At 52.0% G+C, this 13,735-nt stretch carries 7 protein-coding genes; 1 reads left to right on the top strand and 6 read right to left on the bottom strand.

Going from position 1 to position 13,735, the window contains the following annotated elements; translation table 11 throughout:
- Positions 1-27 precede the first annotated feature (27 nt).
- The 6 genes from L2713_RS02310 to malQ all read right to left on the bottom strand — a co-directional run bounded on the left by L2713_RS02310 (position 28) and on the right by malQ (position 12,475).
- Complete coding sequence (locus L2713_RS02310; RefSeq protein WP_248966990.1) at positions 28-1,611, bottom strand: glycogen synthase; 1,584 nt, start codon at positions 1,609-1,611, stop codon at positions 28-30.
- A 67-nt stretch (positions 1,612-1,678) separates the two neighbouring features.
- A complete protein-coding gene (gene glgC / locus L2713_RS02305; protein ID WP_011717793.1) occupies positions 1,679-2,941 on the bottom strand; it encodes a glucose-1-phosphate adenylyltransferase in 1,263 nt (420 codons plus the stop codon).
- 117 nt (positions 2,942-3,058) lie between these two features.
- Positions 3,059-5,572 (bottom strand): glycogen/starch/alpha-glucan phosphorylase, encoded by a 2,514-nt coding sequence (locus tag L2713_RS02300; RefSeq protein ID WP_248966770.1) that lies wholly within the window; start codon positions 5,570-5,572, stop codon positions 3,059-3,061.
- Positions 5,573-5,574: 2 nt separating this feature from the next.
- On the bottom strand, positions 5,575-7,833 hold the full coding sequence (gene glgX / locus L2713_RS02295) for a glycogen debranching protein GlgX (protein ID WP_248966768.1): 2,259 nt from the start codon (positions 7,831-7,833) through the stop codon (positions 5,575-5,577).
- Positions 7,830-10,067 carry a 1,4-alpha-glucan branching protein GlgB gene (gene glgB / locus L2713_RS02290; protein WP_248966767.1) on the bottom strand — a complete coding sequence of 746 codons (2,238 nt, stop codon included), beginning with the start codon at positions 10,065-10,067 and terminating at the stop codon, positions 7,830-7,832. Before glgB ends, glgX begins: the two co-directional genes overlap by 4 nt.
- 17 nt (positions 10,068-10,084) lie before the next feature.
- Positions 10,085-12,475: a 4-alpha-glucanotransferase gene (malQ, locus tag L2713_RS02285; RefSeq protein WP_248966766.1), complete on the bottom strand. Its 2,391-nt coding sequence runs from the start codon at positions 12,473-12,475 to the stop codon at positions 10,085-10,087.
- Between the two features lie 509 nt (positions 12,476-12,984).
- Here malQ and L2713_RS02280 point away from each other — a divergent pair.
- Entirely contained in the window at positions 12,985-13,620 is a 636-nt protein-coding gene (locus tag L2713_RS02280; RefSeq protein WP_248966765.1) for a peptidylprolyl isomerase, read from the top strand.
- Positions 13,621-13,735: the final 115 nt, after the last annotated feature.

Here is a 13,735-nt window from a genome sequence, read left to right as displayed (position 1 = left end):
CGCGGCCAAAATACCGTGCTGGCAAGTTTAAGCGTAGAGCCGAGTCTGGTATTCGAGGGCAATGCCGTGCCAGTCGAAGCGTCGTGCTTTCGCCTGACGTTTGAGTTGCATCCAATCATTACCGCCAAATGTCTCCAGCGCGTCGCCAAGCTTTGCTAGCAAAGCCTCCCCCTGTGCCTTGATATCATCGCCATAAAACACAAAGCCATCGACATTATCCTCGACCGTATCCCGCAATCCGCCAACCCCATGCACTAAACAAGGCTGACCGCTACGCATGGCGAGCATTTGGCTAATACCACAGGGTTCGAAGGAGCTTGGCATCAAGAACAAATCACCCACTTGATAAAGACACTGGGAGAGCTCCTCATGGTATCCCTGCAGAAATACAAAATGGGCATACTTAGCCGCAAGAATTTGAAAAAATTGCCCTATCTCAGGGTCTCCACTGCCTAATAGTACAAACAGAGTCTTAGGCTGCGTTTGCTGCAACTGTTGCAGCAATGTCTCTAATACCGATAAGCCAGAAGGCAAAATATGGCGCAGGATCAGCACTTTTTGATCGGTAAGTCGACCAACCGAGGTCAACAGAAAGTCCGGAAACTCCCCCGCAGAGGCCAGACGCCACAAGGCTTGCAGCCGCGTAAAGGCAATCATATCGACGCCACTGACCAGACTTCGCCCGCCCTGCCACTGTACTAAGGCCGACTCGATGCAACTCAGTAAGGCCCTAAACTCAGTTAATCCCATACGTTCTAGGGAGGTTTGCGCTAAAGCCTCTGGGTATTCACAACCGTTTAAAATGCCAAGTACTCGCCCCTGCTCGGCTTTACGTTGTAAATCCGCCTCCAAGCCTTCACCACCGAAGAACCCCAACTCGGGGCGAGAAGGAAGCAACACCTCCTTGGCGTAGGTGGGTGAGACGAGATGTACCTTATCCGCCAGCGTAATCCCCATCCGCATCGGATTGATGCAATGGGGATAACGGGGGTCAATAATCTGGTCGCGTTGGCCCTCATCCAACTGGGCGAATAAGTGAGGGAACCAAGCCGCAAAGCTTGAGGTATCATGGCTCAGCGGCCTAATCCCCTGCAGCGCAAGATTATGAATCGAAAACACACATTCTATGCTTTGCAATGCTTGATACTCGGGCGCCAGCGCCCGCAGCATGGCTAAACATCCCGTGTGCCAGTCGTGTAAATGTAAAAGCTGAGGCATAGGCACAAGCCCCGCCACTAAGGCTTTGGCTACGCTTGCACACAACAGCGCAAACTTAGTCGCATCATCGGCGAAGGGGCGGTCACTCGTGCCTTGGCTATAAATCTGCCCGGGGCTGGATTGCCACAGCCCATGCTCGAGCAAGTAAATATTGGCGCCCTGCACCTTGGGGTGCGCCAGCCAATACAACTTAATCGGCTCCTGTCGCCCGGCAAAACTCACCTCAAACTCATGGATAAGTTTGGCCCCAAGGCCCGTTAAAAATCCGTAGCTTGGCATAATTACATCGGCTTGGATCTCAACACCCGCGAGGGCTTGGGGCAAGTCACGGATCACATCCGCCATCCCGCCCACTTTCGCCCCTTTCAGCGCCCCATTTTCCGCCGCGACCATTAATATGCGTTTCACCTAACTTCATACTCCAACAGGGTTAATATTCAAGAAAATTAATGGCTTGGCCTTACTCATAGCCCACGGGCAGCCCTAACATATCGCGGGTGACTAAGGTGATGCCTTTCTCGGACACCCTAAAGCCCTTTGCCCTGTCATGGTCGTGGTTGTAACCAATCACTGTACCTTCGGGGATGATGCAGCCCCTGTCGATGATGGCATTTTTAATCTTACAGTGGCGCAGCACTACCACATCGGGCAGCACGACTGAATCCTCAACCACTGAGTAGGAACAAACCCGTACCTCGTTAAACAACACGCTGCGGCGCACGGTCGCCCCCGAGATAATACAGCCGCCGGATATAATCGAATCCACCGCCATGCCGCGTCTATCGTCATCGTCGAACACAAACTTGGCGGGAGGCAATTGCTCCTGATAGGTCCAAATCGGCCATTTGGCATCGTAGAGGTTTAAGGCGGGCGTGGGCGATAACAATTCCATATTAGCCTGCCAGAAGGAATCCAAGGTGCCCACATCGCGCCAGTAGGCTTGCTCGTTGGGGAAGGCACTCTTAAAGGGATAGGCAAACACTTTATGTTTTTCGATGATCGAGGGAATAATGTCTTTGCCAAAATCCCGATCGGAATTGGCATTTTGCGCGTCTTTCTTTAACTGTTCGAACAAAAACTCAGTGTTAAACACATAGTTGCCCATCGAGGCGAGGCACTTCTCAGGATTGCCTGGGGAGTGTTTAGGATGCTTAGGTTTTTCTTCAAATCCTAAAATACGCATCTCGTCATCGACTTCCATCACCCCAAATGCGCCCGCCGCTTCAGCCACGGGCACCTCGAGGCAGGAGACTGTCATATCTGCGCCGGATTCGGCATGGGCGGCCAGTAAGCCAGCGTAATCCATGCGATACACATGGTCACCCGAGAGCACCATCACATACTTGGGCAGCTCATGGCGGATGATATCGATATTTTGGAATACCGCGTCGGCTGTGCCCTGATACCAATTCTCCGAGTAACGTTGTGAGGCAGGCAGAATTTCCACCGACTCACCTAATTCCTTTTTAAAGTGGCCCCAACCACGCATCACGTGGCGAATTAACGAGTGCGACTTATATTGGGTCACTACCCCAACGCGGCGGATCCCCGAGTTGATGCAATTCGACAGCGGAAAATCGATAATCCTAAACTTACCCCCGAAATACAGCGCGGGTTTAGCGCGCCAGTCGGTGAGTTCATGTAAACGCGAGCCTCGGCCACCAGCCAGAATCAATGCATAGGTTTCACGAGTTAAATTACTGATATAACGTACATTAGACATAGGCTCTACTCCCCAAATAGCACATCAGTGCCGATTGCTTCACAACGACTCTTCCCTGCCGCCCTAAGCCGCAGGATTGCATACAACAGCGCATTCCTTTGCTCATCAACCTCTCCGTTACAGTTTCCAAATATCATCTCGATAGCCAGCAATCGTCACATCACTGGAAAAGCGACCACTGGCCGCCGTGTTGCGAATACTCATTTGTGTCCACTTTTTCGGATCTTTATAGGCCTTAGCCACAGTCTCTTGGGCGAGGCGATAACTGTCGAAATCTGCCGCCGTCATCCACTGATCATCCGGGCTTTCAATCGAGGCGATAATGGGGTCGAAAATCCCCGGTTCCAGCAGGTTGAAATGGCCGCTCTTGAGTAAGGCCATAACTTCGGATAAGGCGTGGGACTCGGCGATAATCCGCTGCGGTTGGTAATCACAGCGCATTTGGACCACTTGCTCGGCGTTGAGGCCAAAGAGGAAAAAGTTATCCTCGCCCACCTCTTCGAGCATCTCGATATTGGCGCCATCCAAGGTACCTATGGTGAGTGCGCCGTTCATCATGAACTTCATATTGCCCGTGCCAGAGGCCTCCTTACCCGCGGTGGAGATTTGTTCGGAGACGTCGGTGCCGGGGCAGATTTTTTCCATGGCACTGACGTTGTAATTGGGCAGAAACGCAAAGCGCAGATAAGGCGCCACCACAGGATCGCAGTTGACCATATGGGCAACATTGCTGGCGAGTTTGATGATGAGCTTCGCCATAAAGTAACCGGGCGCCGCCTTACCACCGATCAGCACGCAGCGTGGCACTAGGTGCTCTGTGTGTCCCTGCTGGATTTGATGGTAAAGATGGATCACATGCAGAATATTGAGTAGCTGACGCTTGTACTCGTGGATCCGTTTGACCTGCACATCAAACAACATTGCAGGGTCAAACTCGACGGCACATTCCTTGGCGATCATCTTAGCGAGTTGCACCTTGTTGGCTTGTTTCACCTCACGCCACTTTTGAATAAAGCTGGCGTCTTGGGTTAAGGCATTGAGCGCCGTCAGCTGGCTTAAGTCCGTCACCCAGCCCTTGCCTAAATGGCTGGTTAACAGTTTGGCGAGCGCGGGATTGCAGTGGGCTAACCAACGTCTTGGCGTCACGCCATTGGTGCGATTGTTAAACTTCTCCGGCCACAGGCTATAAAAATCCTTAAACAGGCCCGACTTTAATAACTGGGTATGTAGCGCTGCCACACCGTTTACCGAAAAGCTCGCCACTATGGCTAGGTACGCCATGCGCACATGGGGATCGGGGCCATCTTGAATGATCGACATGCTGGCCAGTTTGGCGCCATCTCCCGGCCAGTGGTGGGCAACTAAATCGAGGTATCTGGCGTTGATTTCATAGATGATTTCTAAAATTCGCGGCAACATCAGCGCCATCATACGCACGGGCCAGCGCTCTAACGCCTCGGGCAACAATGTGTGATTGGTATAGGCCATAGTCTGGCTGGTAATCGCCCACGCGGCGTCCCATTCGAGGCCATATTCATCCACCAGCAGCCGCATTAATTCGGGGACGGCAATACTGGGGTGAGTGTCATTCAGTTGGATCACATTTTTCGCGGCAAAATCGCTGAAATCATGGCCGTGGTGATGCACCCAACGCTTCAAAATCGCCTGCAGGCTGGCGGAGGACAAAAAGTACTGCTGACGCAACCGCAGCTCTTTACCGTTTTCACTGGCATCGTTGGGGTACAACACCATAGTGATTTGTTCAGCGAGGTTCTTGCACGCCACCGCCTCTGTGTAATCCCCTTGGTTAAACTCTGCTAAATCAAAGTCATCCGTCGCTTCTGCCTTCCAGAGTCTGAGGCTATTCACCCGACCATTGCGATAACCGGGCACGGGCATGTCATAGGCCACGGCGAGCACATCTTGAGTATCGACCCAAATCATGTGCCTGCGCCCTTGTTTATCCACATAGGATTCGGTGTGACCGAAGAACTTTACCGTCACATTATGGTGCGGAACGCGCACCTCCCACGGGTTGCCCTCACGCAACCAGCGATCTGGGCGCTCGACTTGATAACCATCGACTATCTTCTGGGCGAACATGCCGTATTCGTAACGAATGCCATAACCCGTGACGGATAAATCCATGCTGGCGCAGCTATCGAGAAAACACGCGGCGAGTCGCCCAAGGCCACCATTGCCTAAACCTGCGTCGTGTTCGGCCTCTTCAAGCTCCTCAAGAGACACGGAATATTGGCTAAGCGCCTCGCGGCTGTCTTGCTCTAAATCTAGATTTAACAAGGCATTACCTAATGCCCTGCCCATGAGAAACTCCAGCGATAAGTAGGCTACTTGCTTGTTGTCATAGCAGCTATCTTTTATCCGCGTCTCACGCCACTCATCCAACATTTGCTCTTTAACGCTGAGTGCCAGAGATTGAAATAACTCACCGTGAGCCACTTCGCCGCGGCTTAAACCGTAACGCACATGGCGATTAAAGGTCGCGGGCAAGGCATCACAGGGCTCGCAGGGTTCGAGTGTCGCTTTTGGCTTACTCGGCGCGGCCTTAGTGGCACGTTTTTTTGGAGTAACGCCGCTGGTATTTGGGCTCAGCTCACTGTTATGACTCATAGTTAATTCCTTATAAAATCAGCATGAAACAGCATAAGACTGCGATCCTGTAACAAGTACCGCGTCGGTGAGGACTGAGCATCCAGCGGCTCAGTGGGAGTTAAAAATTGTGGGTCTGTTTGGGTATGCAGCAGGCATTGCCACGGCCCTAAACCGTCAAAAACTGGCAGAGTAAAGGCCAAGGGATGCTCATCGGCATTCACCATCAACAGCAGCGCTTGAAGGCTGTCACCCTGAGCCTGCGGCTGAGTGGCGGTTAAATTACCCGATAACACCACGCAGAGGCTGCGGCCCATGGACTCGCTCCACAGGCTTTTGCTCATCGGCTCACCTTGGCGGCTAAACCAATCCAGCCTCGCCCCCGATGGGGTTGAGACAGAGCTTACAGCATGGCTTGAAGATGACTCGGACGACCAATCGAAGGCATTGGCCACTAGTTGCTCATGGATAAAACGTTTGGAACACAAGAGCGGGAAGCGTTTGCGTAAGGCAATCAACTGCGAGGTGAAACTCAGCAATGAGCTATCCATGCCATCCGATGACCAATCAAACCAATTCAAGGGGTTATCTTGGCAATAGGCGTTATTATTCCCGCCTTGGGTGCGGCCCGTCTCATCGCCGCTGAGTAACATGGGCACCCCTTGGGATAAGAATAATGTGGTCAATAGATTGCGTTGCTGGCGGGCGCGCAGCGCGAGAATGGTGGCGTCATCAGTGTCGCCCTCGACCCCATAGTGATGACTGAAGTTCTCATGGTGGCCGTCGCGGTTTTCTTCACCGTTGGCCCAATTGTGCCGCTCGCAATAACTCACTAAATCTTTGAGGGTAAAACCATCGTGACTGGTTAAAAAGTTGATACTGGCGGCGGGAGGCCGGCCGCTATGCTCAAAGAAATCCCCCGAGCCATGAAATCGCCGCGCAAACTCGGGCAACATGCCGTGATCACCGCGCCAGAAACGCCGCATGGTGTCGCGGTATCTGTCATTCCACTCACTAAAAGCCACCGGGAAATTACCCAACTGATACCCACCCGGGCCAATATCCCAAGGCTCGGCAATCAGCTTCACCCGGCACAACACAGGGTCTTGCAGCAGCGCATCAAAAAAACCACTTCCGGGGTCAAATCCATAGGCTTCACGGCCAAGACAGGCGGCTAAATCGAAACGAAAGCCATCGACGCCCATCACTTCGACCCAATAACGCAGCGAATCTAGCACTAACTGCAACATGCGTGGATGATTGAGGTTTAAGGTATTACCGCAGCCGGTATCGTTGATATAAAAGCGTTTATCGTTTGGATGCAGGCGGTAATAGCTCAGATTGTCGATACCGCGAAAGCTAAAGGTCGGCCCGAGGCGACTGCCCTCGGCGCTGTGGTTATAGACCACATCGAGAATGACTTCGATACCCGCGCCGTGTAGCGCATCCACCATGTTACGAAACTCGCCAATATCCTCACTCGAGAGATAACTCGGCTCAGGCGCAAAAAAGCCTATGCTGTTATAACCCCAATAGTTAGAGAGCTGTTTTTCAAGCAGAAAGGGCTCGGAAAAGAATGCCTGTACCGGCAGTAACTCGACGCAATTCACGCCGAGTTTGACTAAGTAATCTATCGCGGCATTCGATGCCAGCCCGGCAAAGGTACCACGCAGCGGCGCATCTATCTCAGGGTGCAGCGCGGTAAATCCCTTTAAGTGCATCTCATAGATAATGCACTGCTCAAGTGGCAATGGCTCACGCTTGCTTGAGAGCGGCCGAATAGCATGCGCCTTAGCAGCATCAAAAAGGGGCCGAGTATCGACCACTTTGCACTTAGGTACAAAATCCGCGTTATCTAAGGTGCTGAAAGATAAGTCCTCGTTGGGGTTATCAATCTCATAACCAAAATTGGCGATATGGTGGTGATAACGCCCCACGAGCTGGCGCGCGTAGGGGTCTAATAGCAACTTATACGGATTAAATCTGTGGCCTAATTGCGGCTCGTAGGGACCATAGACACGGTAGCCATAAAGCTGGCCGGCACTGAGCCCATGCACATACAAATGCCAGATTTGCTGGGTCTGCTCCGTCAAGGCGATGCGCTGAATTTCCACCTCTCCTTGAGCATCAAACAGACATAACTCCACCCCAGTGGCATGGGCCGAAAACAGGGCGAAATTCACCCCGCCATCATCGACCGTCGCCCCCAAGGGAAAGGGCTGTCCCGCACTCAGATTATAGGCGGTTGAGCCACCAGCATTTACAGGCACAGGATTCGTCATAGGCTGGTATCTCTTGGCGCATCCGTCGCAGGCCCGAGGATTAAGCAACCTAGGGGCGGCACAGTGATCAACGCGCTCGATGCCATGCCCTGCCAAGGTAAATCTTCGGCAATTACCTTGCCCGCATTCCCCTGATTGCTGCCACCATAGAGATGGCTGTCGCTATTGAGGTACTCACAGAAATCCCCGCCTTGGGGCAAGCCGATACGAAATCCTTGGTGCAGGGTTGGCGTCATGTTCACCACAAACACTAAAGGCACATCACAGCCCTCGCCATAGCGAACAAAGCTAAAAATACTGTCGCGACCATTGTCACAATCGAGCCAACGAAAACCCTGTGACTCATAGTCGAGCACGGATAAGGCGGGGAATTGGCGATATAGCTGATTCAGATCGCGAAGCCAGCGCTGCACGCCTTGGTGAGGCTCGAAGGCGAGCAAATGCCAATCGAGGCTATGGTTATGGTTCCATTCGTCACGCTGGGCGAACTCGCTGCCCATAAACAGTAGTTTTTTGCCCGGATGTCCCCACATAAAGCCGTAATAGGCCCTGAGGGTGGCGAATTTTTGCCAGTCATCGCCGGGAATTTTATGCAGCAAAGAGCCCTTGCCGTGCACCACTTCATCGTGGCTTATCGACAGCATAAATTGCTCCGAATAGGCATACATCAAACTAAAGGTCAGCTGGTTATGGTGATACTGGCGATAGATGGGATCGCGGCCGAGGTAACTTAGGCTGTCGTTCATCCAGCCCATATTCCATTTAAAACCAAACCCCAGCCCGCCGCAATCCGTCGGCTTAGTCACCCCCGCAAAGGCGGTTGACTCTTCGGCTATCATGCAAATGCCGGGGAAAGCTTGATACAAACGTTGATTCAACATTTGCAGAAAATGAATCGCCTCTAAATTCTCCCGTCCGCCATAGGCATTGGGCAGCCATTGCCCGGGTTCGCGGCTGTAGTCGAGGTACAACATGGATGACACCGCATCGAGCCTGAGCCCATCGAGGTGAAATTCCCGCAGCCAATAACAGGCATTGCTGAGCAGAAAGCTGCGCACCTCACCGCGGTCGTAGTTATAGATCAGCGTATCCCAATCGGGGTGCGTGCCTTTGCGCGGGTCTTCATGTTCGTAGAGACAAGTGCCATCGAAACGCACAAGGCCGTGGGGATCCTTAGGGAAATGCGCTGCGACCCAATCGAGTAACACGCCAATCTCGGCCTGATGGCAGGCATCGATAAAGGCCTTTAAACCATTGGCATCGCCAAAACGATGGGTTGGCGCATACAAGCCAACGGGTTGATACCCCCAAGAGCCGTCGAAGGGATACTCGCTGACTGGCATCAACTCGATATGGGTAAAACCTTGATCCTTCACATAGGGGATCAACTGCTCGATTAAGTCTTGATAATCAAAGTATTGCTCACCAAACTCACCTTTTCGGCGCCAAGAACCTAGCTGCACTTCGTAGATAGACATCGCGGCGCGATGCCAAGCCGTGGTCGCCCGTTTGTCCATCCATTGTGTATCTGCCCACGGGTGTTGGTGTTTTTTCGGCACTATGGAGGCATTGTGCGGTGCACATTCCATTTGGGTCGCCATGGGGTCAGATTTGGCGTGGCGCTCGCCATTTTGATAAACCAAATCAAACTTATAGTGCGCGCCTTCGGCAACATCAGGCAGGAAAATCTCCCATAAGCCGTTGGCCATATGCTGGCGCATCACATGGCGAGTATCGTCCCAGTGATTAAAATCCCCCACCACAGAAACCCGCTTAGCATTGGGTGCCCATACGCAAAAATGCACGCCTTCGACGCTATCTACGTGGCGCCAATTCGCACCTAAAAAGCGATAGGCCTGCTCAGAGCTTCCTTCGCCGAAGAGGTATAAGTCTTGACTATCGAGGAGGGAGCCAAACTGATAAGGATCGATAATATCCAACTCACAGAGGGGATAAGTCACCCGTAGCGCATACAAAAAAGGCTTAACCCGTCTGCCAAGCGTGCCCGCAAATAGTCCCGCCTCATTGACGCGCTCAAGGCTCGCCACCTTACGGCCATCCTTAAGACTTATCACATCAACTTTTTGGGCGTTGCGTAAAAAACAGCGCACCACCAAGGCCTTCCCCTCGTTGATGCTGTGCATACCGAGCAGGGAAAACACATCCGTATATTGACCGTTTAACAGCGCGACATCGCTACCGTCATAGAAGTAAGTCTGGGCTTGAGTCATCATTTGGCTTCCATTTTTAGTCAAAGGGTATCTGTATGCGCAGCCGTTTCTGGCAAATGTCTTGCCGCAGCAATGCGTTGCAAACGCTCAGCCAGCGCAGGCCTAGCTGCAGCTTCGCTTAGGCTGATGGGCAATCGGCGCTGCCAATTGGGGTACTCGAGCCAAGTGCCGGGGATATTCACCGCATGGCGGTCCCCGAGCAGATCGCACCATTGCACGCTGTAAAGTGCGCTGTTGCCCGAGGCGCCAAAGGGCATCCACGCCGTTAATAAATCTTCAATATCAATCTGTTGAATATCCGTCTCCGGCAATAAGCCCTGGGAGATTAAGCACTGCGCGAGCTGGTGTTTTTCCTGCTCACGTCCGGCTAAGGCCTCACCTAATTGTTCATCGGTATTGAACAGTTCGAGTTGTCGCCTCAGGTGCAAATCGCTGCCCGTCCACCAGGCGACTAAGGTCGGCACATCGTGGTTTGCCAGCATCATCAAACTCTGGAACTTATACTGGCTCGGCGACTTAAAGCCTTGATGGTCTTTGCAGAAGTAGAACAACTCGTTGGAGTAAACCCCCGCCTGATACAGGCGATGAATAATATCGGGCGGCACTAGGCCTAAATCCTCACCAATCACCACACAGCGGGCACGTTGACTCTCAAGGCAGAGAATCGCCAACAGGGTTTCGACCGGGTAATACACATAGGCGCCATGGCCGAGGCGCTTATCCAGAGGCCACCACCAGAGTCGCAGCAGCCCCATCACATGGTCGATTCGCAGTGCCCCGCAGTGGGTCATGTTGGCGCGAGTCAGCTCAATAAAATGGCGATATTGATGCTGTTTTAGCTTGACAGGATCGAGGGGCGTAAGTCCCCAGTTTTGCCCCTGCGGCGCAAAGGGATCCGGCGGCGCGCCTATGCTGGCGTTTAAGCAGAACTGCTGCGAATTAGCTTGAACCTCAACGCCTTGCAACGCAGCGCCTACGGCCAAATCACGAATAAGCCCAATGCCCATTCCCGCTTCTTTGGCTTTGAGCTGGCACAATTGCAGTTGATCTTCGGCCACAAACTGTAGGTACAAATAAAAGCCTTCATCCTGCGCTATGGCCCGTGGGCTGCGGAGCGATTCGGCTTGGGCAAATTCCCTAAGCGACGCGCCCTGCTGTGCTACAAAATCCTCAAATCGCTGCGCCCTGGGTGTGTTTGGCTGTAAATGGTGTTCGCAAAAGACAGTGTATAAACGTGCAAAGGCGCGGTACTTAAGCTCGCTCACTTTGGGGTAATCGAGCCAGTTCTCTGCGTTGAGTAGGGCAATGGCTTCTTGCCACTCCTTCGCCGCAAACTCCGTTTTTAATGGCTCAAATTCAGGCACGCTAGGTAAATGAATATACAGCGGATTGAGCCTTCTACGATCGCAGGGACTATAAGGACTCGGATGTTCCGGCGCGGCAATATTTAAGGCATGCAATGGATTAAGCTGAATAAAATCGGCGCCATATTCGGCCACTAAACCGATAAGTTGCTCTAAATCGCCAAAGTCGCCCATGCCCCATTGGCTTTCGCTGCGCAGACTATAGAGCTGAAGACTCACACCCCAAGGTTTATGGCGCTTTCCTTGCCCCACAGCGCTCATCACCCCTTGATAGGCGGTTCTCGGTGCCACCATAAAAGTGCCATGGAACTCAGTCGCCTTACTTGCTGCCGAAATGCTTGCTGATGAGTTGCTTGCCGATGCAAGGCCTTGCTGATCATCTGCCAGCCCAAGCAAACTGACGCTTAGAGTGTGGTACCCCAATCCCAAGCAAGATAAATCACTTAAGTTGTCTTTATTGTTAGATGTGTTTAGCGCGGCGCTGACATTTTCCCATGAACGGCGCGGCTCAGCCTTACTATCTTGCTCAGCGGCATCGCCCGCATCACGGCAATGAAACTCATGACCTAAGAGGTCGAGGCGGTATTGCAGGAACTGACACTCATTGGCAAAGGGGCTATTGCCAAACTGTGCCAACTCCTGCGCCTGAATACGGTAATCCCCAATCGGTTTTAGCGCCGAAAACGGCACCTCGAGGATAACCCTCTCCCCTTGCTCACAGGTAAAGGTGAGCAGCAGATCGCCACGGTAAGATAGAGGTAAATACAGACAGACCCAAGGTTCGTCGATATAGCACCAATGAAACGCTGGCAACACTTGTGTCCAATGCTGTGCATCGAGTTGATACACCTGAGCGTCAAGCTCATCGCCACTGGGTAAACTCGTTAATGGTTCATCCTTTGCCTCGCAGGCCTGAGTATTTTTCTCCTGCAACATACAGGTCAAAATCCCTTGCCTGTCAGCCTCGGGAATGCGGATGTACTGGCCGAAGCAGTCGGTAAAGTCTGCTCCTACGCCCCGCAAATACAGCAACTTCTCCAGCCCCATATTTGTCGCCCCCGCGACTGCTCATCCATAGCCTTAGATAGGCAGTAACCATGCCAGCGCAAAATAACAGCATGAAGACAGATTTATGTCAGCCAAGTGACAACAAAGAAAACTTATAAATCAGCATCTTGAATAAAATGCGTGTCTTTATCGCCCAAGCCTTGGCCCACGGGGCCATCTCGTAAACGCACTAGTTTGAAGCAGGGAGTGATTAAAAAAGGTGCAACGCGCTTAAATGGCGCAAGCAAAACAGCGTCTTATCTTGGAGCAGTATTTCAAGAAGCATCGCAGCGGTTGAATCCCCCGCACAAACCACAAATCCCGTATCAACAACTAGCTGCAACACTTTGTATCAATTGCATTTTTCATCTTGAACTCCTGTTCATCGCTCTGTCACTATGCGCGTTCAAAACAAAAACAACACCTAATCGAAACATTTACCTACAGCTGCTTACATCATTCAAAGTGGCAGGAATAAATGGCGAACGATGCAAAATAAGGAAATTGATATGAAAAGAATCACGGGACTTTTACTCGCCAGCAGTTTGAGTTTGGCCCTTGGCGCCTGCGGCGGCAGTGGCGACGATGAATTAACACCAACGCTCCCGACTCCCGATCCAACCCCACCGAGCTTAAGCGACGATGTCTGTTATTTAATGAGCACCACAAAGGGGGATTTGACCTTAGCTATCGACCTCACCCATATGCCGATCACGGGTAAGAACTTTAAACAATATGTCGATAAGTCATTCTATAACGGCACTTTATTCCACAGAACCATCAATAACTTTGTGATCCAAGGCGGTGGTTTCACCACGGGATTACAAAGCAAGCCGACCAGCGCGCCGATTAAAAACGAGGCCGCCGTCGGCATCAGTAACAAACGTGGCACTATCGCGATGGCACGTACCACAGTGCCAGACTCAGCAACATCACAGTTCTTTATCAATGTGTTAGACAATCCGCAGCTCGATGCTTCGGCGAGCAGCTATGGTTATGCCGTGTTTGGTAAAGTCGTTGAAGGGATGGATGTGGTCGATCAGATAAGCATTGTGCCGACCAAAACCAGCAATGGTTTTAGCGACACACCAGTGAATGAAATTTTGATCAATAGCGTGACGGAAACGAACTGCCCCGCCGCCTAGCAAAAGTAAAGAATCCGCCTTCTTAGAAGGCGGCTTTGATTTGCCCCTGGAAGGGGCTATTTCCTTACACCTACTTCATCTGTTGCGACAATTGAGCATCATGCTCTAGATCTTG

Source organism: Shewanella seohaensis (genome assembly GCF_023283775.1).
Lineage (GTDB): Bacteria > Pseudomonadota > Gammaproteobacteria > Enterobacterales > Shewanellaceae > Shewanella > Shewanella seohaensis.
The sequence above is the reverse complement of the archived record's forward strand: the minus strand, read 5'-3'. Positions and strand labels throughout refer to the sequence as shown.

Bases quoted from the DNA above. Each gene is read 5' to 3' on its own strand.
- L2713_RS02300 (WP_248966770.1), bottom strand. From the start codon at position 5,572: ATGAGTCATAACAGTGAGCTGAGCCCAAATACCAGCGGCGTTACTCCA.
- L2713_RS02280 (WP_248966765.1), top strand. From the start codon at position 12,985: ATGAAAAGAATCACGGGACTTTTACTCGCCAGCAGTTTGAGTTTGGCC.
- malQ (WP_248966766.1), bottom strand. From the start codon at position 12,475: ATGGGGCTGGAGAAGTTGCTGTATTTGCGGGGCGTAGGAGCAGACTTT.
- glgB (WP_248966767.1), bottom strand. From the start codon at position 10,067: ATGATGACTCAAGCCCAGACTTACTTCTATGACGGTAGCGATGTCGCG.
- glgC (WP_011717793.1), bottom strand. From the start codon at position 2,941: ATGTCTAATGTACGTTATATCAGTAATTTAACTCGTGAAACCTATGCA.
- L2713_RS02310 (WP_248966990.1), bottom strand. From the start codon at position 1,611: ATGGTCGCGGCGGAAAATGGGGCGCTGAAAGGGGCGAAAGTGGGCGGG.
- glgX (WP_248966768.1), bottom strand. From the start codon at position 7,833: ATGACGAATCCTGTGCCTGTAAATGCTGGTGGCTCAACCGCCTATAAT.